Origin of the sequence: Bradyrhizobium sp. OAE829 (assembly GCF_040546575.1) — a bacterium.
Classification (GTDB): Bacteria; Pseudomonadota; Alphaproteobacteria; order Rhizobiales; family Xanthobacteraceae; genus Bradyrhizobium.
In genome coordinates, this window is the sequence record NZ_JBEPOE010000001.1 from 1,365,501 (window position 1) to 1,388,803 (window position 23,303).

At 62.5% G+C, this 23,303-nt stretch carries 24 protein-coding genes; 13 read left to right on the forward strand and 11 right to left on the reverse strand.

All coding sequences use genetic code 11. From position 1 onward, the window contains the following. Together ABIE49_RS06755 and ABIE49_RS06760 are read right to left on the reverse strand one after the other, a co-directional pair. Nucleotides 1-753, reverse strand: a complete 753-nt coding sequence (locus ABIE49_RS06755) for a metallophosphoesterase family protein (protein WP_192734277.1) — start codon at nt 751-753, stop codon at nt 1-3. A gap of 121 nt (nt 754-874) precedes the next feature. Next, nucleotides 875-1,471 carry a TetR/AcrR family transcriptional regulator gene (locus ABIE49_RS06760; protein WP_192734146.1) on the reverse strand — a complete coding sequence of 199 codons (597 nt, stop codon included), beginning with the start codon at nt 1,469-1,471 and terminating at the stop codon, nt 875-877. A 514-nt stretch (nt 1,472-1,985) separates the two neighbouring features. Between ABIE49_RS06760 and purB the strand changes: the two genes are divergently transcribed. Next, nucleotides 1,986-3,293, forward strand: a complete 1,308-nt coding sequence (gene purB / locus ABIE49_RS06765; RefSeq protein ID WP_192734147.1) for an adenylosuccinate lyase — start codon at nt 1,986-1,988, stop codon at nt 3,291-3,293. 60 nt (nt 3,294-3,353) lie between these two features. Continuing rightward, on the forward strand, nt 3,354-4,526 hold the full coding sequence (locus tag ABIE49_RS06770; protein WP_192734148.1) for a M20 aminoacylase family protein: 1,173 nt from the start codon (nt 3,354-3,356) through the stop codon (nt 4,524-4,526). A 179-nt stretch (nt 4,527-4,705) separates the two neighbouring features. On the opposite strand, the gene ABIE49_RS06775 is transcribed toward ABIE49_RS06770, so the two are convergent. After that, complete coding sequence (locus ABIE49_RS06775; protein WP_192734149.1) at nt 4,706-5,257, reverse strand: cytochrome b; 552 nt, start codon at nt 5,255-5,257, stop codon at nt 4,706-4,708. A 184-nt stretch (nt 5,258-5,441) separates the two neighbouring features. Here ABIE49_RS06775 and murI point away from each other — a divergent pair, with 184 nt between their 5' ends. Further along, on the forward strand, nt 5,442-6,230 hold the full coding sequence (gene murI, locus ABIE49_RS06780; RefSeq protein ID WP_192734150.1) for a glutamate racemase: 789 nt from the start codon (nt 5,442-5,444) through the stop codon (nt 6,228-6,230). 111 nt (nt 6,231-6,341) lie between these two features. Here murI and ABIE49_RS06785 read toward each other — a convergent pair whose 3' ends face one another. Continuing rightward, on the reverse strand, nt 6,342-6,992 hold the full coding sequence (locus tag ABIE49_RS06785; protein ID WP_192734151.1) for a glutathione S-transferase family protein: 651 nt from the start codon (nt 6,990-6,992) through the stop codon (nt 6,342-6,344). Between the two features lie 1,204 nt (nt 6,993-8,196). Here ABIE49_RS06785 and ABIE49_RS06790 point away from each other — a divergent pair. The 5 genes from ABIE49_RS06790 (at nt 8,197) to ABIE49_RS06810 (ending at nt 12,838) form a co-directional block, all read left to right on the forward strand. Further along, nucleotides 8,197-8,583, forward strand: a complete 387-nt coding sequence (locus tag ABIE49_RS06790) for a cupin domain-containing protein (RefSeq protein ID WP_192734152.1) — start codon at nt 8,197-8,199, stop codon at nt 8,581-8,583. A gap of 228 nt (nt 8,584-8,811) precedes the next feature. After that, nucleotides 8,812-9,591, forward strand: coding sequence for an acyltransferase (locus ABIE49_RS06795; protein WP_192734153.1), 780 nt, complete (start codon nt 8,812-8,814; stop codon nt 9,589-9,591). 296 nt (nt 9,592-9,887) lie between these two features. Continuing rightward, a complete protein-coding gene (rpsD, locus tag ABIE49_RS06800; RefSeq protein ID WP_192734154.1) occupies nt 9,888-10,505 on the forward strand; it encodes a 30S ribosomal protein S4 in 618 nt (205 codons plus the stop codon). Between the two features lie 72 nt (nt 10,506-10,577). Beyond that, nucleotides 10,578-11,723, forward strand: a complete 1,146-nt coding sequence (locus ABIE49_RS06805; protein ID WP_192734155.1) for an alpha-hydroxy acid oxidase — start codon at nt 10,578-10,580, stop codon at nt 11,721-11,723. A gap of 44 nt (nt 11,724-11,767) precedes the next feature. Beyond that, nucleotides 11,768-12,838, forward strand: coding sequence for a threonine aldolase family protein (locus ABIE49_RS06810; RefSeq protein ID WP_192734156.1), 1,071 nt, complete (start codon nt 11,768-11,770; stop codon nt 12,836-12,838). A 3-nt stretch (nt 12,839-12,841) separates the two neighbouring features. Here ABIE49_RS06810 and ABIE49_RS06815 read toward each other — a convergent pair whose 3' ends face one another. From ABIE49_RS06815 to grxD, 4 genes are read right to left on the reverse strand one after another with little or no spacing between them, the layout of a single operon-like run. Then, nucleotides 12,842-14,122, reverse strand: coding sequence for a serine hydrolase domain-containing protein (locus ABIE49_RS06815; RefSeq protein ID WP_502915987.1), 1,281 nt, complete (start codon nt 14,120-14,122; stop codon nt 12,842-12,844). Beyond that, nucleotides 14,118-15,401 carry a serine hydrolase domain-containing protein gene (locus ABIE49_RS06820; RefSeq protein ID WP_192734157.1) on the reverse strand — a complete coding sequence of 428 codons (1,284 nt, stop codon included), beginning with the start codon at nt 15,399-15,401 and terminating at the stop codon, nt 14,118-14,120. The genes ABIE49_RS06815 and ABIE49_RS06820 overlap by 5 nt, the downstream gene beginning before the upstream one ends. A gap of 48 nt (nt 15,402-15,449) precedes the next feature. Beyond that, complete coding sequence (locus ABIE49_RS06825) at nt 15,450-16,001, reverse strand: O-acetyl-ADP-ribose deacetylase (protein WP_192734279.1); 552 nt, start codon at nt 15,999-16,001, stop codon at nt 15,450-15,452. Then, nucleotides 15,998-16,336, reverse strand: a complete 339-nt coding sequence (gene grxD / locus ABIE49_RS06830) for a Grx4 family monothiol glutaredoxin (RefSeq protein WP_192734158.1) — start codon at nt 16,334-16,336, stop codon at nt 15,998-16,000. The genes ABIE49_RS06825 and grxD overlap by 4 nt, the downstream gene beginning before the upstream one ends. Before the next feature lie 302 nt (nt 16,337-16,638). On the opposite strand from grxD, the gene egtB reads away from it, so the two are divergent. After that, entirely contained in the window at nt 16,639-17,889 is a 1,251-nt protein-coding gene (gene egtB / locus ABIE49_RS06835) for an ergothioneine biosynthesis protein EgtB (protein ID WP_192734159.1), read from the forward strand. A 103-nt stretch (nt 17,890-17,992) separates the two neighbouring features. After that, a complete protein-coding gene (gene egtD / locus ABIE49_RS06840; protein ID WP_192734160.1) occupies nt 17,993-18,964 on the forward strand; it encodes an L-histidine N(alpha)-methyltransferase in 972 nt (323 codons plus the stop codon). A 4-nt stretch (nt 18,965-18,968) separates the two neighbouring features. Here egtD and ABIE49_RS06845 read toward each other — a convergent pair whose 3' ends face one another. Then, nucleotides 18,969-19,268: a hypothetical protein gene (locus ABIE49_RS06845; RefSeq protein WP_192734161.1), complete on the reverse strand. Its 300-nt coding sequence runs from the start codon at nt 19,266-19,268 to the stop codon at nt 18,969-18,971. 281 nt (nt 19,269-19,549) lie between these two features. Here ABIE49_RS06845 and ABIE49_RS06850 point away from each other — a divergent pair, with 281 nt between their 5' ends. Continuing rightward, a complete protein-coding gene (locus ABIE49_RS06850) occupies nt 19,550-19,747 on the forward strand; it encodes a hypothetical protein (RefSeq protein ID WP_192734162.1) in 198 nt (65 codons plus the stop codon). A 53-nt stretch (nt 19,748-19,800) separates the two neighbouring features. Here the strand turns inward: ABIE49_RS06850 and ABIE49_RS06855 are convergent, their stop codons facing one another. Both ABIE49_RS06855 and ABIE49_RS06860 read right to left on the reverse strand, forming a co-directional pair. Continuing rightward, on the reverse strand, nt 19,801-20,979 hold the full coding sequence (locus ABIE49_RS06855) for a low temperature requirement protein A (protein WP_192734163.1): 1,179 nt from the start codon (nt 20,977-20,979) through the stop codon (nt 19,801-19,803). Nucleotides 20,980-21,000: 21 nt separating this feature from the next. Continuing rightward, a complete protein-coding gene (locus ABIE49_RS06860; RefSeq protein WP_057838868.1) occupies nt 21,001-21,237 on the reverse strand; it encodes a BolA family protein in 237 nt (78 codons plus the stop codon). Between the two features lie 181 nt (nt 21,238-21,418). Between ABIE49_RS06860 and ABIE49_RS06865 the strand changes: the two genes are divergently transcribed. After that, complete coding sequence (locus ABIE49_RS06865; protein WP_192734164.1) at nt 21,419-21,778, forward strand: DUF427 domain-containing protein; 360 nt, start codon at nt 21,419-21,421, stop codon at nt 21,776-21,778. Between the two features lie 225 nt (nt 21,779-22,003). Then, nucleotides 22,004-23,185, forward strand: a complete 1,182-nt coding sequence (locus ABIE49_RS06870; RefSeq protein WP_192734165.1) for an acyltransferase family protein — start codon at nt 22,004-22,006, stop codon at nt 23,183-23,185. Nucleotides 23,186-23,303: the final 118 nt, after the last annotated feature.

Genomic DNA, 23,303 nt, shown 5'->3' on the forward strand with positions numbered 1-23,303 from the left:
TCAGCGCCCCTCGCGCAGGCGATCGGCCAGCCAGCGCGGCAGGCCGTTGGCGCGGATCCGTTCCGCCGCGGTCTCGACGTCGTACGGCACGCGGCAATAGGTGATCTCGCGCGTCGCGGTATCGAGCATCGCAAACGCCGCCGCCGGATTGCCGTCGCGCGGCTGCCCGACCGAGCCGACAACCGCCAGCCAGCGCCGGCCACCGAGCAACTGCACCGGGACATCCGACGTCGGCACGAAGCTCGTCATCTTCGCCGCCGATGACATCGAATAGAGCGCGGGCTGATGGATGTGCCCGCAGAAGGTGACGTGGACATGGGGCTGGGCGTCCGTCGCCGCGATGCTGCGGGCGGCATCCGTCGTGCCCTCGACGTAGCGCCATCGCGCCGGATGACTTGCTTCGGAATGCACGTAGAGGCGATCGTCCTCCTGCCGGGTCAGAGGCAATTCGGCGAGGAACCGCCGCTGCGGCGCGCTCAGCCGGCTGCGCGTCCATTCGATCGCGGCCTGGGCCGCTGCATTCATGCTCTCGGACGGCGTGCCGATGGCGTTGTCGTGGTTGCCGCGCACGGCGATGGCGCCGTCATGGACAAGGTCCATCACGGTCTCGACCGCCCATTCGGGGTCGGCGCCATAGCCGACGATGTCGCCGAGGCAGATGATCCGCTCGGCGCCCCGCTCGCGCGCCGCCGCAAGGCAGGCGCTGAACGCCTGCCGGTTGGCATGGATATCCGCAAACACCGCAAGACGCACATCTTCCTCCGCGTCCATGATCGCGCCGCTGCCGGCACGCGTCTTGATGGATATCAAACTACGGGACGCATGCGGCCCTCAATGATGCGGAAGACTGGGATATGCAGGGGCCCGCGCGCGATCAGCGCTTCTTTGGCGCTTCCAGGCCCTTGATGACCAGCGCCAGCAGCGCGTCGATCCGAGCAGCCGTTTCCGGATTGCTCCATTCGTCCGAATGCGCGGGGTGATGGTAGCGGATGGTGGCGTCGAACACCGCGCGCGCTGAAACCTTGACGTCGGTGACCTGAAATACCCCCTGTTTCACGCCGTCGGACAGAATATCCGCGACCTGGCCGACCAGGCGTTCCTTGTGCGCGTGCACGACCTCGCAGGCCTCCTGCGCCAGCGTCAGGTAGGTCTGGAACATCTCGGGATCTTCGGAAACCTTCTTGTATTTGATTTCGAACATCGTGCGCAGCCACTTCTCGAGCCTGGCAGGCGCGGGTCCCGAGGATTCCGCGATCTTCTGCAGCGGCGCGTTGGCGCGGTCGAGCCAGCGTTTGGCAACCGCCTGGCGCAGTGACGCCTTGCTGGGGAAATGGCGGTAGACGCTGCCGTGGCTGACATCCAGCGCACGGGCAACGTCCACAACCGTGGCCTTGGCCAGCCCGTAGCGGCGCAATACGTCCTCGGTAACCTCCAAAATTCGCTCAGGGGTCAAAACCACGACTTCGTTCATGCGCGCACCTGCGGAATGATGGAACGGGTGGTCATTTTGATCCCCTTTAGCGCGATTTCGAAGAAAACGCGTCAAAACAAGAAGCTAGAGCATCAATGCTCCAGCCCCTGTTAGGTTCAGCTTTTCAGCGGTCCCAAACGGGTGGCCTGGGCTTCCAGATGGCGGGCCACCTGGGCGTTCAGCCAACGGCTGATTTGTGTCGTCAGATTAATGATTTCGATTGTCATGGCTTAAGTCCTCTCAAGTACCCGGGCTCAGTGCCAGCGAACCCGGATGACGCCCCTATCCGTGGCGTCGAAAAAGGATATAGCATGTCTCGCTGACAGATTTCAATATCTGTCATTCAGCTTTTCGTGAACGAAGCCCTTTTCCGGCCCCCGTCCGCTGGGCACCCGGCCCAAGCCTGCCCGGCGTTATCCCAGCCGTTTTTCCCGGGCGTTTGTCTGGCTTTGTTTGTCTCATTTGGGCGGCCCTGCTAAAGCACGGCGTAAAAAACAATTCGCCGGAGTCGTCGATGATCCCCCGCTACACCCGCCCGGAAATGGCCTCCATCTGGGAGCCGCAGACCCGCTTCAAGATCTGGTTCGAGATCGAGGCGCATGCAGCCGACGCGCAGGCGGAACTCGGCGTCATCCCCAAGGAAGCCGCCAAAACCGTCTGGGCCAAGGCGCGTAACGTCACCTTCGACATCGCCCGCATCGACGAGATCGAACGCGAGACCAAGCACGACGTCCTCGCCTTCACGACCCATCTGGCCGAGATCGTCGGCCCCGAGGCGCGCTTCATTCACCAGGGCATGACCTCCTCTGACGTGCTCGACACCTGCTTCAACGTCCAGCTCACCCGCGCCGCCGACCTTTTGCTCGCCGACATCGACAAGGTTCTGGCCGCGCTGAAGAAGCGCGCCTTCGAACACAAGATGACGCCAACCATCGGCCGCTCCCACGGCATCCATGCCGAGCCCGTGACGTTCGGCCTCAAGCTCGCTTATGCCTATGCGGAATTTTCCCGCGCCCGCGAGCGCCTGGTCGCCGCCCGCAAGGAAGTTTCGACCTGCGCGATCTCGGGCGCCGTCGGCACCTTCGCCCAGATCGATCCGCGCGTCGAAGAACATGTCGCCAAGGCGATGGGACTGACGCCGGAGCCGATCTCGACGCAAGTGATCCCGCGCGACCGCCACGCGATGTATTTCGCAACGCTCGGCGTGATCGCCTCCTCGGTCGAACGTCTCGCCACCGAAATCCGCCACCTGCAGCGCACCGAAGTACTGGAAGCCGAAGAGTTCTTCTCCGAGGGCCAGAAGGGTTCTTCGGCGATGCCGCACAAGCGCAACCCGGTACTGTCGGAAAATCTTACCGGTCTGTCGCGCATGGTACGCGCCTATGCGATACCGGCGATGGAGAACATCGTGCTCTGGCACGAGCGCGACATCTCGCACTCGTCCGCCGAACGCATGATCGGCCCCGATGCCACCGTGACGCTCGATTTCGCGCTGATGCGCCTCGCCGGCCTGGTCGAGAAGCTCTTGATCTACCCCGAGAACATGCAGAAGAACCTCGACCGCCTCGGCGGCCTCGTGCATTCGCAGCGAATCCTGCTCGCGCTGACGCAAAAGGGCGCCAGCCGCGAGGACGCCTACAAACTCGTTCAGCGCAACGCGATGCCGGTATGGCGCGGCGAAGGCGACTTCCTGACGCTGCTGAAAAAAGACCCCGATGTGAAAAAGCATCTGAGCGACGCCGAGATCGAGGACCAGTTCGACCTCGGCTATCACTTCAAGCACGTCGACACGATTTTCAGGCGCGTGTTCGGGGCAGCGTAGAATTACAAGGGTTAGAGCGCTTTCAAGCCACAAACGAACTACACAAGAAACGGATCTCCCATGCCCATCGTCAACCGCATCGCCGCCTTGTCAGATGAAATGGCCGCCTGGCGCCATGACTTCCACGAGAATCCGGAATTGCTTTACGAAGTCCACCGTACCGCCGGCATCGTAGCCGACCGCTTGCGCGAATTCGGCTGCGACGAGGTGGTGACGGGCATCGGCCGCACGGGCGTCGTCGGCGTGATCCGCGGCCGCAAGAGCACGTCCGGCAAGACCATCGGCCTGCGCGCCGACATGGATGCGCTGCCGATCGAGGAGACTTCGGGCGTATCCTACGCCTCCAAGATTCCCGGCAAGATGCACGCCTGCGGCCATGACGGGCACACCGCGATGCTGCTTGGCGCGGCCAAATATCTCGCCGAAACGCGCAATTTCGACGGCACGGCTGTCGTCATCTTCCAGCCGGCCGAAGAAGGCGGCGCCGGCGGCAAGGCGATGCTCGACGATGGCTTGATGACCCGCTGGGGCATTCAGGAGGTCTATGGCCTGCACAACATGCCGGGCTTGCCCGAAGGGCACTTCCACACCACGCCGGGCGCAATGCTCGCTTCAGCGGACAAGATCGAGATCACGGTGCACGGCAAAGGCGGCCATGCGGGCTCCGGTCCGCACAACGCGGTCGACAGCGTGTTGGTCGGCTCGCAGATCGTCAACGCGTTGCAGTCGATCGTATCGCGCAACGTCGATCCGCTCAAATCGGCCGTGATCTCGATCACCATGTTCCAGGCCGGCACCGCCTTCAACATCATCCCGGAGACCGCCAAGCTCGGTGGAACGGTGCGCACGCTCGATCCTGCCATCCGCGATCTCGTCGAGCGCCGCATCGGCGAGGTGGCCGACAGCGTGGCGCGGGCTTACGGCGGATCGGCGGAGGTCAAATACACACGTTCGTATCCGGTGACGGTCAATCACGCGCGGGAGGCCGGCATCGCTGCAGAAGTGGCCCGCGATGTCGTCGGCGCCGACCGCGTCAACGAGCGCGCATTGCCACTGATGGGCTCGGAAGATTTCGCATTCATGCTGGAAGCGCGCCCCGGCGCTTTCATCTTTCTCGGCATGGGCGACGGCAACGAATGCCACCACCCCGGCTACACGTTCAACGACAATATCCTCGGCCACGGCGCATCGTACTGGGTGCGGCTGATCGAGAAGTCGATGCCGGCGGGTTGAGGACGCGCCACGGCGTTCGGCGTCTCGGCGGCAACGTCGACAAGCTTTTGAGTACGACCCGTGGCCCATCCTTCGAGACTCGCCCCGCGGTGCAAGTGCACCGCAAGGCTCGCTCCCCTAGCGATCATGGCTAAGCCATTGTGTGGGTATGACGGCTGCGCTGCTTCAGCCATTGGCCATCACCCCGCCTCACCGTTGATCATGCGCGCGGCGACGCGATCGCGCCTGACAAAATGATGCCACAGCGCGGCCGCGGCATGGATCACGATCAGCGCCAGCAGCACATAGGCAAAGAGAATGTGGCGGTCTTCCCAGGCCTGCGCCGCGGCGCGGTCGGGCGCGGTAAACTGCGGGACATGAAACAGCCCGAACCAGTCCGAATAGTTCTGGGCGCGTGCGCCGGAATGCGCCCAGCCCAGCATGGCGACCAGGATGGTGACGGCATAGAGCGCGCCATGGCTGACGCGCCCCAAAATCCGTTCCCAGCGTGGTGAGGCATCGGGCAAGGCTGGCGTCGGATTGAGGCCGCGCCAGATCAGGCGCAGCACCATCAAGAGCAGCACGGCATAGCCGATATCGGCGTGGATTGAGCGATAGAAGAAGCGGTCGGGCCGCGCCGGAAAATGGTTCATCCACCAGCCAAAGGCAATCATGCCGAGGATGGCGATGCCGAGCAGCCAGTGGAAACCGCGGGCAACACTGCCCCAACTCGCTTGTGTATTCCGGATCATTTCCTGCGCAGCCTCTGACTTCAGGGGTCGACGATTTCGCTCGTAGCGGCAATGGCTTATCCTGATAGCCAGCGGCGATAATCAACGCGACCTGAATCGTTGCAAATCACCGATTTGTGCAAATTGCGGCCCCCGAAACGCCAAAACAACTGAACGGTAACCGCGGATCGGCTAAAGTCGCAGCGTGGCAGCTCCTCCAACGATTCTCGTCTTCGATTCCGGCCTTGGCGGCCTCACGGTCTTGCGCGAGATCGTGGGCGCGCGGCCCGACGCCCATTACGTCTATGTCGCCGACGATGCGTTCTTCCCCTATGGCCACCATACCGAAGAGCAGATCATTGCCCGCGTGGTGCCGCTGGTCGGCGAACTGATCGCGGCCCACGCCCCCGATCTGGTGGTGATCGCCTGCAACACCGCCTCCACGCTGGTCATGTCGCATCTGCGCAGCGCCTATTCGGTGCCGTTCGTCGGCACCGTGCCCGCGATCAAGCCGGCCTGCGCCAGCTCAAGAACAAAACGCGTGTCGGTGCTCGGCACCAAGGGCACCGTCAAGCGGGAATACACAAGAAAGCTGATCGACGATTTCGCGCAGGGCTGCGAGGTGACGCTGGTGGGTTCGGGTGAACTGGCCTCGCTGGCCGAACGCGCGCTCAACGGCTTTTACGTCAGCGACAGGGACATCTCGGCCGAACTCGCGCCCTGCTTCGTCGATCACGGCAACGCCCGCACCGACACCGTCGTGCTGGCCTGCACCCACTATCCGCTGTTGCTGGACCGCCTGGTGAAGTTGGCGCCCTGGCCGGTCGACTGGATCGACCCCGCGCCCGCCATCGCGCGGCGCGTGTCCGATCTGCTCGGCGGCCCCGGCCACGAATCCGACACCGCCGGCGCCGAGATGGTGTTTACCTCGAAGCGGCCGCACACGCTGAGCCACGCCTTGATGCCGTTTTTCGGCGGGCGGGTGCCGGCGTAGCGGATAGTGGATGATCTTGTAGGATGGGTAGAGCGAAGCGAAACCCATCACCTTCCTTCTGACGAAAAATGATGGGTATCGCTGCGCTCCACCCATCCTACCGAATACGGCTCAGCCTATGGACGCCGCCGTAAAAACCGCCAACTGAGCATCGAAAGCACGCTTGTAGGCCGGCCGCGCTTCGCCGCGGGCAACATAGGCGGACAGGTTCGGATACTCGTTCAATATACCTGATGCATTCAACCGGCGCAGCACGGTTACCATCAGAAGGTCACCGGCGCTGAACGCTCCATCGAGCCAGTCGGCATTGCCGAGGCGACGGGAAAGCTCGCCCAGCCGGTCGCGGATGCGATCCTTGACGATAGGCAGTCGCTGCTCGTACCAGCCCTTGTCGCGTTCCAGGAGAACAGCGTTTTGCAGATCAACAATCGGCGGCTCCACCGTGCTGAGCGCGGCGAACATCCATGTTATCGCGCGCGCCCGGGCGTTCGCATCATCAGGCAGCAGTCCCGCGTGGCGCTGCGCGATATGAAATACGATCGCCCCCGACTCGAACAAGGCCAGATCGCCTTCTTCATAGGTCGGAATCTGCCCGAAGGGATGAAGCGCTCGATGCGCGGGTTGCTTCATCTCGCTGAACGAAACAAGACGGACGTCGTAAGGCTGGCCCACTTCTTCGAGCGCCCAGCGAACACGCATGTCACGTGCCAGCCCCTTGCCGCGGTCGGGCGAATTTTCAAAGGCCGTGATGGTGGGGATCATTGGAGGACTCCGGTTAATTGCGTGACGCCGTCGGGATTTGTGTCCGGAGGACGAACGAGCAGCGCGGCTCCCGACAACGTACCTCGTTTTCTTTTGGCTAGGGCCAGTTGCTCTCGGCGTTCCCCGGATGCAGCGCAGCCGGAAGCGCGATTACGCGCGTCTTTGACGCGCTATGGTGATGCGCTGCTGATCCGGAGTCCACCCAACGGCTGGATGCATGGGTCCCGGTTCTGCGGAGCAGCGTTACACGCTGCACCGCGTCCGGGACACGACGAGTATCAAGCCAGAGCTCGCGCGATCGGATTGAGTCACCGCCCTGCCGAATTTGCTGCTTCGCTCCCCACGCAACCGCAATCTTGCAACCCGCATGCGACAAATCAACCCGACGGGCAAATCACTTACGATTTACGTAAATCGTGTCAAGCCTCAGAATCAAAAATATTTCTGTTTACCAGAAGGAAAAACAGAGGTATGTGTTTGGCCATCCCGCCCTGGTCAGAAGGGCGTCGGCCGTCGTCACGGACGTTGGGCGGGTTGCGATGGACGCTTGTTTACGCTGAGACGACGGCGTGGATCGAGCGTACGGCAAAACCGTGTGGTCCTGGCGCCCGTTGCAGGCGTCAAGCTGTCGGAGAAGCGCAAGCGGGAACGGCAGCGACGGAGTCAACCAAGAACTCGTCTCCGGGGAGATCACGGCATAAGCCGTAAAGCCATTGCGCAGGGAAGGCCGGGTGTTCTCCGCTGCCCTGTATGCTCGTGTGCAGCATTTCTAGTGCTAACCGCACACGGGACCGCGGGTGCAGCGCGCACCCGGTCTTCCCTGCGCCCTCTTATTTCGAGGGCAAGGAAATTTCTGGCAAAGCTCGGGCGCATTTGCGCCGCGAGAATGCAAGATTGCGTTTGGGTGACGGTGCAACAGCAAACACCGCTGTCGTCCCGGCCTTGAGCTCAGATGCGCAATTGCGCATCGGGGGACCCATAACCACAGGAAGAAGTTTTGCGGATGGTCTCTGCTACCGAGCCTCATGGAGATATCACGCGGTATGGATCCCTGCATTCGCAGGGACGACGAGAGAGATGGTCGTGCTATCCTGCGCGCGCATCCGCCCGCTCCGACAAACGGAATTGTTCATTTGACCTCCGCCCCTCCCATTGCCCGCGACGGTCGCGCTGCTAGTCTTTACCCACAGGGAGAACAAACATCATGATCAGGAAAATTCTGCTCGGACTGACCGTCATTGCGTTCGCCGGCGCCGGGGTCGCGATTGCCCAGCAAAGCGGCATCAAGCGCACCCCGCTGCAAAAACTCGACTTCCCGCCCGGCTACAACACCGTCACCGCGATTGCGGAAGTGCCTGCCGGCGGCGCGGCCGGCCGCCATACCCATCCCGGTGCCGAGACTGGCTATGTGCTCGAGGGCGAGCTTGAGCTCATCATCGACGGCAAGCCGCCCGTGAAGATCAAGGCCGGCGAATCCTACCAGATCCCGGAAGGCGCCGTTCACGACGCCAAGGCCGGCGACAAGCCCTTCAAAGTGCTTGGGGTTTATGTCGTCAAGGCGGGCGAACCATTGGCCAAACCGGCGCCATAGGGCTGGAGCGTTTTCAAGCGAGGCATGCCCTCGGGCTTGATCCGTGGGTGGCCCCGGTTCGCGTCAAGAAAACGCGTCAAAATAAGGGCCCAGAGACCCGTTTCGATGCAATCGAAACGGAAAGGCTCTGGCGTCAAACCGGCCGGTTCGTGCTACATCAGGGCACTGGCGGGTCGTTGGGCGCGCCGGTTTTTCTGATTTGTTGATTGCGGGAAGTTGAGCTGTAACATGCGCGGAACGGTTCGAAAAATAACATTGCCGCGCCGTCTCATCGCTGACCTCATGCATGCGTCGAACCGCGTGCCGTTTGTCTCGCTGGCGCGGCCGCTCAATATCCGCGGCCTCTCGGAGGCGCGGGCGCAGGCCGCCGTGCGGCCGGGCTGGGCGGCGATCTTCGTCAAGGCGTTCGCGCTGGTCGCCAAGGAGCAACCGGTGCTGCGCACGCTTTACGTCAAATGGCCCCTGCCCGCGTTCTACGAACTGCCGCGCAGCGTGGCGATGGTGGCGATTGCGCGCGTCGAAGACGGCCAGGATTGCGTGCTGCCGCAAAAGGTCACCGCGCCCGATGAAATGTCGCTCGCGGAGGTCGACGCGATGATCCGGCACGCCAAGGAGGCGCCGATCGAACAGGTGCCGGCGTTCCGGAAAATCCTGCGCACAACGCGGCTGCCGCTGCCGCTGCGCCGGCTGTTCTGGGCGATCGGGCTCAATTTCGGCCGCCAGCGCGCCAATTATTTCGGCAGTTTCGGGGTCACGTCGGTAGCCGCCTATGGCGCCGGCCAGCTCCACGCCCTGAGCCCGGGCCCCTTCGTCCTGAGCTACGGGGTCGAGAAACCGGACCAGACGATCGATGTCGTGCTGCGCTGGGACCACCGGATTACCGATGCCGCCCTGATCGCCAAGGTGCTGAATCGGCTGGAACAGGTGCTGAACACCGAAATATCAGGCGAATTGCGCGCGAATCGGCAGCAAACCGAGCCAAAAGCAGTCCGGGCGGTCGCGACGTAGCTGTCATTCCGGGATGGTCCAGAGGACCAGACCCGGAATCTCGAGATTCTCAGGTGCGCAATTGCGCACCATAGTTCAATACTGCGCATTGCCCCGGAATGACGTGCCCAAATCGTTGACAGAACGGCACTTCCCCCCTAATACCCCGCTTGCTCGCGGGCCGTTTTCGGCCCGCGTTGCGTTTCGCGACCCGTGGTCCTCCCCGAGCTTTCGAGGCGGACCTGTCGGCACCGGGAAGTTCCCGATGCACAGGAGGGCGCGTTTCCTCAAAACTCAAACCTATCCAAGAGGACGCGATGACTAAGCGCAGTGAGGCGAAGTACAAGATCGATCGCCGTATGGGCCAGAATATCTGGGGCCGCCCCAAGAGCCCCGTGAACCGCCGTGAATACGGCCCCGGCCAGCACGGCCAGCGCCGCAAGGGCAAGCTGTCCGACTTCGGCGTGCAGCTCCGCGCCAAGCAGAAGCTCAAGGGCTATTACGCCAACATTTCCGAGCGCCAGTTCCACGGCATCTATGTCGAAGCCGGCCGGATGAAGGGCGACACCGGTGAAAACCTGATCGGCCTCCTCGAGCGCCGCCTCGACACGGTGGTCTATCGCGCCAAGTTCGTCGCCACCATGTTCGCCGCGCGCCAGTTCATCAACCACGGCCACATCAAGGTGAACGGCCGCCGCGTCAACATTTCGAGCTACAAGGTCAAGCCCGGCGACGTCGTCGAGATCAAGGAATCCTCCAGGCAGCTCACCCCGGTGCTGGAAGCCGTCCAGCTCGGCGAGCGCGACGTGCCCGACTTCATCGAGGCCGATCACTCCAAGATGACGGCGAAGTTCACCCGCATCCCGGCGCTGTCGGACGTGCCGTTCGCGGTGCAGATGGAGCCGCATCTGATCGTCGAATTCTATTCGCGCTGATCGGAACGCATTTTCGAGCTATTAAGGCCCCGGGAAAACCGGGGCCTTTTTGCTGCCCCGCGGGGAAACGCCATGCGCCTGAACGACTGCCACAACTTCCACGATTTCCGCAAGCTGGCGCAACAGCGCTTGCCCGGCCCGATCTTTAACTACATCGACGGCGCCGCCGACGACGAGGTGACGCTGCGCCAGAACACCCAAAGCTTCGAGCGCTGCGACCTCGTGCCCAACGTCCTGCGCGGCGTGGAGGCCATCGACATGTCGGTGACCGTCATGGGCCAGAAACTGGCGATGCCGGTCTATTGCTCCCCGACCGCGCTGCAACGCCTGTTCCACCATGCCGGCGAGCGCGCGGTGGCCGCAGCTGCCGCGAAGTACGGCACGATGTTCGGCGTCTCCTCGCTCGGCACCGTCAGCCTCGAGGAATTGCGCAAGGCGCACGCTACGCCGCAGGTCTATCAGTTCTATTTTCACCGCGATCGCGGCCTCAACCGCGCCATGATGCAGCGGGCGAAGCAAGCCGGCGTCAACGTCATGATGCTCACCGTGGACAGCATCACCGGCGGCAACCGCGAACGCGATCTGCGTACCGGATTCTCGATTCCGTTCCGCCTGACGCTTGCCGGCATGGCCCAGTTCGCGATCAAGCCGATGTGGGGCATCAACTATCTCACCCATGAGGGCTTCAAACTGCCTCAGCTCGACGAGCACGTCGATATGAGCGGCGGCGCCATGTCGATCGGGCGCTATTTCACCGAAATGCTCGACCCTTCCATGACCTGGGACGACGTCGCCGAAATGGTGAAACTATGGAACGGACAATTTTGCCTGAAGGGCATCATGTCGGTGGCCGATGCCAAACGCGCCGTCGAGATCGGCTGCACCGGCATCATCCTGTCCAACCATGGCGGCCGGCAGCTCGACGGTTCACGGGCGGCGTTCGATCAGCTGGCTGAAATCGTCGACGCCGTCGGTGACCGGATCGACGTCATCATGGACGGCGGAATCCAGCGTGGCACCCATGTCCTGAAAGCATTGTCGCTGGGGGCCAAAGCGGTTGGCGTCGGCCGTTTCTATCTCTATCCTCTCGCCGCAGCCGGCCAGGCCGGCGTTGAGCGCGCGCTCGGCCTGATGCGGACCGAGATCGAACGCGACATGAAGCTGATGGGGTGCAGATCGATCGACCAGTTGTCCCGCGAAAATCTGCGCTTCAGATAATTCCTTCCTCTCCTCGCCGTCTTGCAACTACCGAGAGCCAGCCAATGACCTATTACACCCCTCCTCCGCGCGATCCCAAGGCAGCGCCGGTCCGTATCAACCTGCTGTCGGATACCCAGACCCGCCCCACGCCGGCGATGCGCGAGGCGATGGCGCGGGCGGAGGTCGGCGACGAACAGATCGGCGACGATCCGACCGTCAACCTGCTCTGCGAACGCGTCGCCGAACTGCTCGGCAAGGAAGCGGCCGTGTTCATGCCGTCGGGTACCATGTGCAACGTCGCGGCGACATTGGCCTGGTGCCGGCCGGGCGACGAAATTCTGGCGCATGCCAGCGCGCACATCATCGCCCGTGAAGGCGGCGCGCATGCCGCCCTCGGCGGCTTCCAGATCACCCCGCTGCCGGGCGACGACGGGCAATTCTCGCCGGAGACGTTTCGTGCCGCGCTTCATCCGCGCTCGCGCTACCAGCCGCCGCAAACCGTCGTCAGCGTCGAACAGACCGCCAATATCGGCGGCGGCACGATCTGGAAGAAGGCCGCGCTGGACGAGGTCGTCGAAATCGCCAAGGCCAACGGGCTCGTCACCCATATGGACGGTGCGCGACTCTTGAACGCCTGCGTCGCGTCGGGCATTTCCGCGCGTGACATGGCCGCAGGCTGGGACTCGGCGTGGATCGATTTCTCCAAGGGCCTCGGCGCGCCCGTCGGCGGCGCCATCGCGGGCTCGCGCGATTTCATCGACAATGTCTGGCGCTGGAAGCAGCGGCTGGGCGGCTCGATGCGGCAGGCCGGCGTTTGCGCAGCGGCCTGCGTTTACGCGCTCGACCACCACGTCGACCGCCTCGCCGACGATCATGCCAACGCGCGGGCGCTGGCGCGCGGGCTCTCGCAGATCAACGGCGTCGAGGTGCAGCAGCCGGAAACCAACCTCGTGTTCTTCAAACCTGATGGCGCCGGCATCCCGGGCGACAAGATGATCGAGGCTCTGCGCAAGCGCGGCGTGCTGCTGGCGATGATGGACGGCAGGATCCGTGCCTGCACCCATCTCGATGTGACGGCCGCGATGATCGAGGAGACGGTCGGTTTCGTGCGCGAGATCGTGCGCGGGGCTTGACGCTTACCTTCCCAGCGCCTGATAGATCAGCGTCTTCAATGCAAGCTGAATGCGTCCGCGCTGCGATGGCGTCTGCACCATGAAGATCGCGAACATGTCGTCCTTGGGATCGATGAAGAAGAACGTGCCCGCGACGCCATCCCAACGGTACTCGCCCAGCGGCCACGACGTGTTCGGCGGCACCGACGTGCGCACCGCAAAGCCAAGGCCGAAGCCGCTGGTTTCGCCGGGATAGTAGGCATAGTCACGCGCGATTTTCGTTTCCGCGCCGATGTGGTCGGACGTCATGAGCGCGATCGTCTCGGGCCTGAGGTAGCGACGGCCTTCGAAAGTGCCGCCATTCAGCAGCATCTGCGCGAAGCGCGCGTAGTCGCTGATGGTACCCACCATGCCGCCGCCGCCGGACTCCATCCTCCTAGGCTCCATCGGATCTCGGACGTTGGTGACCGGGCTGATCGCGCGATCGGTCGGCATCGGCTCGGCAATGCGTGGCCGCATCGCGGGATCGGTGACGATGAAGGCCGTCTCGCTCATGCCGAGCGGAGCGAGCAACCGTTCTCTTTCGAATTCAAGCAGGGATTTCCCCGACGCCACCTCGATCACGCGACCGAGTACGTCGGTGGAATAGCCGTAGTCCCATCGCGTGCCTGGCTGCTCGACCAAAGGCAGTTTTGCGGCTTGCTCGGCAAATTCGGCATTGGTCAGGTTGCGTCGCATGAGACCAGCCTCGGCGTAGCGGGCGCGTACGAGACCTCCTCCCATGTAACCGTAGGGCAGGCCGGAGGTATGGCGCAGCAGATCGGTGATCGTAACGGGCCGTTCGAGCGGCTCCTCGACTAGAGTCAATGTGCCGTCGTCAGCGCGCTTCTCGACGCCGACTTTTGTCGCCGCAAAGGCCGGGATGTATTTCGAGACGGGATCGTCGAGTTTTAATTTTCCGTCCTCGACCAGCATCATCGCCGCCACCGAGGTGATCGGCTTCGACATTGAGTAGAGGCGGAAGATGGTATCCGCGGTCATCGGCAGTTTGGTCGCGACGTCGCGGACGCCGAAGCTCTCGAAATAGACCGGCGTGCCGTGCTGCTGGATCAGCAGGATCGCACCGGGTATTTTGCCGGTCGCGATTTCGTTGCGGATATAGTCGCCGACGCGCGTCAGGCCTTCGCGTGAAAAGCTTCCTGCGCCCGGCGCAGGCTCGCTGGCACGCACGACATGCGACGAGACGAGGACGACGAATGCGGCCAGCGCCGCGACGAACAGACCGCGGAGCCTCACGCCGTCAATTCTCCATCGCTTCGTAGACCAACTGCTTGAGGGTGCGCTGGACGCGCTGCCGTTCGGAGGGCGTCTGTTCCAGCAGCACGAAGAACATTTCCTGCTTGCGGTCGATCACCATGTAGCAACCCGAGGCGCCGTCCCATTTCAATTCGCCGAGCGATCCCGGCGGCGGCGGCTTGGCGTTGCCGGGATCGGTGCGCACGGCAAATCCAAGCCCCATGCCAAAGCCGTCACCGGGAAAATAGAAATAGTCCCGCTCGACGCCGGAGCTCTTGCTGGTATGGTCCGATGCCATCAATTCGAACGTCTTTGGGTTGAGATAGGTCTTGCCCTCGAACGTCCCGCCGTTGAGCAGCATTTGCGCAAAGCGCGAAAAGTCCGCCATGGTCGAAACCATGCCACCGCTGGCGGATTCCCATTTCTGGCGAACCTCGGTCCGGTACTGGCGGCCGACACGGAAATCACTGTCGTTCGGCACCGGCTGGGCGAGCCGTTGCAGCCTCTCCGGTTCGGTGACGAAGAAGCCGGTGTCGGTCATGCCAAGCGGGTCGAGCAGCTTTTCCTTCTCGATCTCGAGCAGGGACTTTCCGGATACGATCTCCATGACCCGCGCCAGAATGTCGGTGGAATGGCCATATTGCCAGAGCGCGCCCGGCTGGTTGTGCAGCGGCAGCTTGGCGATCCGTTCGGCGAACTCGGCGAGGTCGAATTCGCCCGCATAGAGATTGGCTTCCTTGTAGGCCTTGCGCACCAGACTGTCGCCATAGAAGCCGTAGGTGATGCCGGAGGTGTGGCGCAACAGGTCGAGGATGGTGATGGGCCGGGTCATCGGCACCAGTTCGAGCGTCCTGTTGCCGTCCTCGGCCTTTTTCTCCACGCCGACCTTCATGTTTGCGAAGGACGGAATGTATTTCGAGACGGGATCGTCGAGCCTGATCTTGCCGTCCTGGATCAGTTGCATCGCCACGACTGACGTGATCGCCTTGGTCAGCGAAGACAGGCGGAAGATGGTCTTGTCCGTGATTGGCGCCTTGGAGACCACGTCCTGCACGCCGAAGGTCTGATGATAGACCGGCTTGCCGCGCTGCTGGATCAGGACGTTCGCGCCCGCAATCTTGCCCGTGGCCACCTCGTTGGCGAAGAACTCGCTGATCTTGGCGAGTTTTGCTTCATTGAAGCGCGCCCCGGCGGGCATGTCGAAGGTGCCTTGAGCGCGGGCGAGCGGCGGCGCCCCCAGCATCAGCGCGCCACAAACGAGCGCGCACAGCACTTGACGTGAATTCATTGGACCCCTCCCCGGAATTCGCCCGGGGAGTGTAGCGGTCGCGTGTCATCAGGCACAAGGGCTACCAAACGCGGCCAGCGCCGATTCATGCAGGCGGGCGCTATCCTCGGAGAAGCAGCAAAAAATCACACCGGTCATTTCAGGTGCCGTGGCCAGCGCATCGACCACGGTTGCGACCGCGATCCCGGCCGCGCGCTCGGCTGGGAAGCGATAAATGCCGGTTGAAATCGCCGGAAAAGCCACGGAGGCAACACCGTGCTTCCGGCAAAGTTCGATCGAGCGGCGATAGCACGAGGCGAGCAAATCGTCCTCGCCAAGCTTACCGCCGTTCCAAACCGGTCCAACTGTGTGGATTACATGTTGGGCTTTGAGCCGGTAGCCCCGGGTGATCTTGGCGTCGCCGGTCGCGCATCCATTCAGCGTACGACACTCGGCCAACAGCTCAGGCCCGGCTGCATCGTGAATCGCCCCATCGACGCCGCCCCCGCCGAGCAGGGACGAATTCGCGGCGTTGACGATGGCGTCAACGCGCAAGGTCGTGATGTCGGCAACGATGACTTCCAGCCGCGCCTTGCCGATCTGGCGCGCGGTCGAACTCAGGCTGAAGCCGCCGTGTTGACGGCGACACCCTTGTCGGCGAACAGCTGCTGCAATTCACCGGCCTGGAACATCTCGCGGATGATGTCGCAGCCGCCAACGAACTCGCCCTTGACGTAGAGTTGCGGAATGGTCGGCCAGTTGGAGTAGGTTTTGATGCCGTCGCGCAGATCGGCGGACTCCAGAACGTTCAGGCCCTTGTAGCCGACGCCCACGTGATCGAGGATCTGGACCACCTGCCCCGAAAAACCGCACTGCGGAAACTGCGGCGTTCCCTTCATGAACAGCACGACGTCGTTCGACTTCACTTCGTTGTCGATGAATTGCTCGATGCTCATATTCGCTTCCTTTTGGGGCACGGCCCCCTGCGGCTAAAGCCTTGCGGGCCGGCTCGTCCGATTCAACCCGATCCTGCCCATATATGTAGCCCAAACCGTTGTGCATCCAAAGTAAAATGGCGAGGAGCTGGCATGCGCAACCTTGCCGGGGGGCCCAAAAGGCCGGGCGGCTCATAGTCTGACGGCATCAATATCATGGCGCCCGGAGGCTTTTTTCCCGGATGGGAACCCCTATCTAGGACGGACTGTCCGTCAGGAACCTGTCTGCCAGAGAAACGTTCTCTCCCGAACCGGAGCCACCAGTGACGAAATCAGTAGCCGCGGCCGCGTTAGCCACCCCCACCCCGTCACTCTTTTCCGATTCCGGCACCCTCGCCCAGCGACTGGTCGACGCCTATCTCGCAGTCCGAGACGAGACCGAGCGCCGGGCCGCCCCCCTGTCCCCCGAGGATCAGCTGATCCAGTCGATGCCGGACGCCAGCCCGGCAAAGTGGCACCGCGCTCATACCACCTGGTTTTTCGAGCAATTCCTGCTCGGCGAGCATTGCGAAGGCTATCGGGTTTTTCATCCCGACTACGCCTTCCTGTTCAACTCCTATTATGTCAGTGCCGGCCCCCGCCATGCCCGCCATCAGCGCGGTCACCTCACGCGCCCGAGCGCCGATGAAGTCACCGCCTATCGGCGCCATGTCGATGCCGCCGTCGTCAAATTCTTCCAGACCGCGCGCGAGGACGTCCTTACCGGACTGGTGCCGCTGGTCGAAGTGGGCCTCAACCACGAGCAGCAGCATCAGGAGTTGATGCTGACCGACATCCTGCACGCCTTCGCCCAGAACCCGATCCCACCGGCCTATGATGCGGCGTGGCGTTTCCCTGCCCCGACACAAGGCGGTGACGAATGGATCGCCCTCAACGAAGGCATCCATACCGTCGGGCATACCGACGACAGTTTTCATTTCGACAATGAGAAGCCGGCGCACCGCGCGCTGGTCGGCCCGGTGAAACTCGCCCGCAACCTCGTCACCAACGCCGAATGGCTCGCCTTCATGAAGGACGGGGGTTACGCGACGGCGACGCTGTGGCTGATGGACGGTTTTGCCGCCGCGAACAACGAGCAATGGCAGGCGCCCGGCCATTGGCGCCAGGTTGGCGGCGAATGGAAGATCATGACGTTCGGCGGATTGCAGCCGATCGATCCGTCCGCTCCGGTCAGCCATGTCAGTTATTACGAGGCGGATGCGTTCGCGCGCTGGAGCGGAAAGCATCTGCCGACCGAGATGGAATGGGAAGTCGCCGCACGTGCCGGCCAGCTGAACGATGCGTTCGGCATCGTCTGGCAGTGGACCCGCAGTTCCTACTCACCCTATCCCGGCTATCGCGCCATCGAAGGCGCGCTCGGCGAATACAACGGCAAGTTCATGGTCAACCAGCTGGTGCTGCGCGGGTCGTCGCTTGCAACTCCGGCCGGTCACAGCCGCATCACCTATCGTAACTTCTTTTACCCGCATCACCGCTGGCAATTCACGGGATTGCGCCTTGCAGACTACGCCTGACCTTTCTCAAGCATGATCCGGAACGGCGACGACGCCTTTCCGAACCAGATCATGGCCAACCGATGATCAAAAGCGCGCCGGGAAGCGCGTTCAGGAGAGTATCATGAATGTGCATGCCCCCGCTTTGGCCCACACGCACGAGTTCGATGAACAGACTACGGCGTTTGCGGAAGACGTGATCGGAAACCTCGCGCAGCATCCCAAGCGGCTGTCGCCGAAATATTTCTACGACGTCACGGGGTCGGAGCTGTTCGAACAGATCACGGTGCTGCCGGAATACTATCCGACCCGTACCGAACTCGGCATTCTGCGCGACCGCGGCGATGCGATTGCCGCCATCATCGCGAAGGGGGCGGCGCTGGTGGAATTCGGCGCCGGCGCCACCACGAAGGTGCGCCTGCTGCTGGAACGCAGCGACTTCGGCGCCTACGTCCCGGTTGATATATCCGGCGACTTCCTCAAGGCGCAGGCCGACGCCCTGCGCAAGGATTTCCCCGGTCTCAAGGTCTATCCGGTGGCCGCGGATTTCACTGCACCGTTTGCGCTGCCGGCCGAGATCGCCAATATGCCGAAGCTCGGCTTCTTTCCGGGATCGACGCTCGGCAATTTCGAGCCGAATGAAGCCAGCGCCTTCCTGCGCACCGCCCGCGAAATCCTCGGCGATGGCGCGCAGATGATCATCGGCGTCGATCTCGAGAAGGATGAGCGCGTGCTTTACGACGCGTACAATGATTCAGCTGGGGTCACCGCGCGCTTCAATCTCAATGTGCTGGTGCGCATCAACCGCGAGCTCGGCGGCAATTTCGATCTCTCCGCCTTCACCCACCGCTCGATCTACAACCGCGACCGCCATCGCATCGAGATGCACCTGATCAGCCGCAAGGCGCAGAACGTGCGCGTGCTCGGGCACAATTTCTCGTTCCGCCCCGGCGAGAGCATCCACACCGAGAATAGCTACAAATACAGCTTCGAGCGCTTCACCGCGCTGGCGCGTGGCGCGGGCTGGAAGGTGCGGGAGTCCTGGACCGACAAGAACAGGATGTTCTCGGTGCACGCGCTGGCGGCCTTGGACTGAGCCCTCACGTTTTCGCCCCGGACTTGCCGCGCGCCGACCGCGGCTTGCGCGTGGGTATGATCCGTGGCGAAGGCATCATCCAATGATCGGATAATCGCTCGGCGCCCAGCAGCCAGCCGTGAATGATCCGCCATTTGTCCTGCCCGCGAGATTGGAAATCCAACAGCGGCGAGGCGTCGTCCTGCAACTCGTAGAAGAATCGCAGCGAGTCCTTGCCGGTGGGCCCGCCAGGATCAATCGCCTGCGTCAGTATCCAGTCATCCCACTGCTGGAGTATGAGGGCACGTGCTTCGCTTTGTTTCATCGGCGCGCGTTCTCGGCCACGGGCATGCCGTGGGAACTGAGTTGACCGCGCCGGTCAGATTTAACTTGCAAAAAAGGTGTCCGCGCCGCCGCGCTACCTGCACCTTCGTAGTCGGTATGAAAGCAAATGCTTAACAAATTTGCAATTTCGGCAATCTATGCCAGCAATTCGCTGCAGCAGCGCTGTCGTTTCCCCTTCGAAATGTCCAAATTTTGACGCCGACTCAGCCAATCCTGCGCATACGACTTGGCTGGGGTGAGTTCGTGCCAGGGGATCCAGTTATGGGGAATGCGTATCCGACGTCCGGGAACCAGAAGCACCGCTTCGGACCTTCATCGGCGCTCGACGATGAAGACGAGGGACCCGATTCCGACGCGAGCGCCGCGCTGGCGTCGCTGATCGAGGAAAATGTCAGGCTTCGTGCCCTTGTGGTCCAGTTGTCCGACCTCGTCCTGAAGAACCTCGTCGCCCAGAAGTAGTGCTTGCAGTTCGCGTCGGCGGGCCGGTCACGCGACCGGCCCGCACGAATTGGCTATTCGGGCGTGTCCGACCTGAGCGAGATCGATTCCCACACCGCGACCACCACCATGATCGCGGTCGTGAGCAACGAGAGCCATAGCGGCGACAGGTCGTGCGCGAACCAGGCAAGGCCGCACAGCACGATGATACCGACACCGTGCGAGAGCTGCAGAAAACCGCGAAAACTGTGCTTGAACAGGATTGTCCCGACCAGGAACAGCAGCGGTCCGCCGGTCGCGCTCAGGACCGTCCTGAGATCGGAATGCCCACCCGGGTGCTTCAGCACGAGTTCGTCGGCCACTGCCGTGACGATAATGCCGGCCACGATCGGCATGTGCAGGTAAGTATAGGCGAGCCGCGCCAGCCGCCCCGGTTCGCTCGATTTTGAGATCTGCTCGGATCCGGCTTCGGCGCCCTTGTTGAAGTAGATCCACCACATCGCCAGGGTGCCGACAAAGGCTGACACGAAGGCCGTGACGTTTTCGATCGTCCAGGTCAGCTCGGCAAAAGTAGCACCCGTCACGATGATGGATTCGCCGAGCGCGATGATGATGAACCCCGCGCAGCGTTCGGCCATGTGGCCGCCCTCGATCACCCAATCGGCGACCGAAGACGCGCCGTACCGGGGTATCCAGAACCGGACCGCCGGCGACAGGTATTCGATGACAAGCGCGATCCCCCACAGCACCAGCCGGGTTTCGCCCTTCGCAAATCCACCCGCGATCCAGAACACCGCCGACAACGCCAGCCACGACGTGATGCGGATCGCATTCATCCGCGCCAGGGGACGCGACGGTGGCGTCGCGACCCACAGGAACACGGTCTTGCCGACCTGCATCGCGGCATAGGCCAACGCGAACCACAACCCGCGGTCGTCAAACGCCTTCGGGATCGAGGTCGAAAGTATGAGCCCGCCGAGCGTCAGCGCAAACAGCAGCAGCCGGACCGGGGTCTTTTCGGGATTGAGCCAGTTGGTGATCCAGGAGGTGTAGACCCACACCCACCAGACTGCGAGGAACAGCATCGTGACCTGCAGCGCGCCCAACGGCGTGAAATGGCCGAGCAGGCTGTGCGAGATCTGGGTGACCGCAAAGACGAAGACGAGGTCGAAGAACAGCTCGGCGTAGGTCACCCGGCTGTGCTGGTGCGGCACGATCGGTCGGAACAGCGCGCCGTGTGCATCCGCCGCCATCGGCGCGCCTCCGAGGTTCGGTCAGCCTTCGGGCACCCCGGTTTGCAGCGCCAGCGCGTGCAGCACGCCGCCCATCTGCCCCTTGAGCGACTGGTAGACGATCTGGTGTTGCTGGACCCTCGACTTGCCGCGGAAGGACTCAGAAATCACGGTCGCGGCGTAGTGGTCACCGTCACCGGCCAGATCGCGGATCGTCACCTCGGCATCGGGTATGGCTGCCTTGATCATCGATTCGATATCGTGGGCGTCCATCGGCATTCCAGCATGTCTCCGTCAATTGCGAATCACGGCCAGCTCTCGCGACCGTGACGGCCAAACCTAGCGCGTACGCTCTTCTAGGTCATCCTGCCCGGCACTATATCCCGGGTTCAAACCTTTTAAACCATTCAGGTTGAGGCGTCCGGTCACATCCGGCTGACCCAAAAAGAGGCAAAGAAGCATGAAACTTCCCGGTCCCGACCATCCGATCACGATTGCGGCCAATCCCAAGCGCGTCCGGGTTTCGGCCGGCGGCGTGGTCATCGCCGACACCACCCAGGCCCTCACCCTCAAGGAGGCGAGCTATCCGGCGGTGCAATATGTGCCGCGCAGCGACGTCAACATGGCTCTGTTGGCCCGCACCGAGCGGACCACGCATTGTCCCTACAAGGGAGACGCGAATTATTTCAGCATCAACGCCGACGGCAGGACGCTGGCTAATTCGATCTGGACCTATGAGACACCGTTCCCGGCGATGGCAGAGATCGCCGGCCATCTGGCGTTCTATCCGGACAAGGTGAAGATCGAGGAAGTCGTCTGAGGGCCTGATCCGCCGGTCAAGGCGCGGCCGACCGAGTCATCTGGAGCGAAAACGCGTTTCGCGCTTCTGCCGTGCGACGAAATTCCTGATCCCGTTCAGCCACATGTCCGCGACACTTTTTTCGAATGAGCGACGATGCCGCGCTGCGAGGTTTGACGATAGCCCTTGCTGAATCGGGTTCCAGGCTGCAACACTCCGAGCAAACAGCCTGGCCGGGAGGGGCGCATGACATCGATTTCCACCGTGGGCCATGCCGACGTTCAGACGGTGCCAAAAACCAAAACGCGAAACCTTTCGCTTGATCGCGCCCGCACCTTCCTGACGCTGGTGGTGCTGCTGCACCACGCCGTCATCCCGTATACTTACTACGGTCACACCGACCCGAAGTCATTCTTCGGCTTCGACATGATCGTGCTCGCCACCGACAGTTTCTTCATGGCGATGTTCTTTTTCCTGTCCGGCCTGTTCGCTTGGTCCGGCATTGCGCGAAAGGGACCGCTGAATTATTTGCAGGATCGCCTGTTTCGGCTTGCCCTGCCCTTCGCGATCTGCGCGCTGACCGTCATTCCGATCGCCTATTACGCCATTTCCCTGCGTCAGCATCCCGAGGTCAGCTTCGCTTCATTCTGGTGGAAAACCGTCACCGTCGGACCTTGGCCGAGCGGACCGATCTGGTTCCTTTGGGTCTTGCTCGGCTTCGACCTGGTTGCTTGCCTGCTGTATCGGCTGTCACCCAACCTTCTCGATCCGATCAATCGCCTCTCGCTGCACGGTCGCCGCCGGCCCGCGGTATTCTTCGCGGTCATGCTTGCCGTCACCGCTGCGTTCTACATTCCCGGGCGGATTTACTACGGAGCAGGCAGCTGGTTCGAGTTCGGGCCGTTTTCCGTCCAGCACGGGCGCGTGATGCTCTACGCAACCTACTTCTTTTTCGGCGCCGGCATCGGCGTTGCGATGATGGATCGCGGGCTGCTCGCGGCTGACGGCCGGATGGCGAAGGTCAGCTGGGATTGGATGATCCTGGCGATCGTTCCGTATTACCTCATGTGGGTGCTGATCTCCATCAAGCGCGAGAACCTGGGGAATCCAGCAGACCTACCCGACTGGTATGAAGGGGCCTATGCCGTCTGCTTCACTGTCTTCAGCGTGGCCATCCTGTTCCTGATCCTGGCCTATTTCCTGAGGTTCGCCAGCTCCGGCAAGAGCATACTCGATCCGATGCAGGCTGATGCCTACGGCATGTTCCTGGTGCACTATCCGATCGCGTTGTGGCTGCAGTATTGGCTGTTCGATTTCAATATGCCGGCGACCGTGAAAGCCCCCATTGGATTCGTATTAACGGTCGCGTTCAGCTGGGCGCTGACGCGCGCGCTGCGGCAGATTCCGGGTGCGAAGCGGGTGTTGTGACATCCGGCCGTCATTGCCTGCGACAAACGCAAAGCGTTTGCGCACGGGAGCGCAGCGACGAAGCAATCCATCTCTCGGCGAGCAGCGAAATGGATTGCTTCGCTTCGCTCGCAATGAC

Bases quoted from the DNA above. Each gene is read 5' to 3' on its own strand.
- egtD (WP_192734160.1), top strand. From the start codon at position 17,993: ATGAATGTGCATGCCCCCGCTTTGGCCCACACGCACGAGTTCGATGAA.
- ABIE49_RS06795 (WP_192734153.1), top strand. From the start codon at position 8,812: ATGCGCGGAACGGTTCGAAAAATAACATTGCCGCGCCGTCTCATCGCT.
- grxD (WP_192734158.1), bottom strand. From the start codon at position 16,336: ATGAGCATCGAGCAATTCATCGACAACGAAGTGAAGTCGAACGACGTC.
- ABIE49_RS06790 (WP_192734152.1), top strand. From the start codon at position 8,197: ATGATCAGGAAAATTCTGCTCGGACTGACCGTCATTGCGTTCGCCGGC.
- ABIE49_RS06770 (WP_192734148.1), top strand. From the start codon at position 3,354: ATGCCCATCGTCAACCGCATCGCCGCCTTGTCAGATGAAATGGCCGCC.
- ABIE49_RS06810 (WP_192734156.1), top strand. From the start codon at position 11,768: ATGACCTATTACACCCCTCCTCCGCGCGATCCCAAGGCAGCGCCGGTC.
- ABIE49_RS06805 (WP_192734155.1), top strand. From the start codon at position 10,578: ATGCGCCTGAACGACTGCCACAACTTCCACGATTTCCGCAAGCTGGCG.
- ABIE49_RS06865 (WP_192734164.1), top strand. From the start codon at position 21,419: ATGAAACTTCCCGGTCCCGACCATCCGATCACGATTGCGGCCAATCCC.
- rpsD (WP_192734154.1), top strand. From the start codon at position 9,888: ATGACTAAGCGCAGTGAGGCGAAGTACAAGATCGATCGCCGTATGGGC.
- ABIE49_RS06785 (WP_192734151.1), bottom strand. From the start codon at position 6,992: ATGATCCCCACCATCACGGCCTTTGAAAATTCGCCCGACCGCGGCAAG.
- ABIE49_RS06820 (WP_192734157.1), bottom strand. From the start codon at position 15,401: ATGAATTCACGTCAAGTGCTGTGCGCGCTCGTTTGTGGCGCGCTGATG.
- ABIE49_RS06850 (WP_192734162.1), top strand. From the start codon at position 19,550: ATGGGGAATGCGTATCCGACGTCCGGGAACCAGAAGCACCGCTTCGGA.
- ABIE49_RS06870 (WP_192734165.1), top strand. From the start codon at position 22,004: ATGACATCGATTTCCACCGTGGGCCATGCCGACGTTCAGACGGTGCCA.
- ABIE49_RS06775 (WP_192734149.1), bottom strand. From the start codon at position 5,257: ATGATCCGGAATACACAAGCGAGTTGGGGCAGTGTTGCCCGCGGTTTC.
- ABIE49_RS06860 (WP_057838868.1), bottom strand. From the start codon at position 21,237: ATGCCGATGGACGCCCACGATATCGAATCGATGATCAAGGCAGCCATA.
- ABIE49_RS06760 (WP_192734146.1), bottom strand. From the start codon at position 1,471: ATGAACGAAGTCGTGGTTTTGACCCCTGAGCGAATTTTGGAGGTTACC.
- ABIE49_RS06855 (WP_192734163.1), bottom strand. From the start codon at position 20,979: ATGGCGGCGGATGCACACGGCGCGCTGTTCCGACCGATCGTGCCGCAC.
- ABIE49_RS06845 (WP_192734161.1), bottom strand. From the start codon at position 19,268: ATGAAACAAAGCGAAGCACGTGCCCTCATACTCCAGCAGTGGGATGAC.
- purB (WP_192734147.1), top strand. From the start codon at position 1,986: ATGATCCCCCGCTACACCCGCCCGGAAATGGCCTCCATCTGGGAGCCG.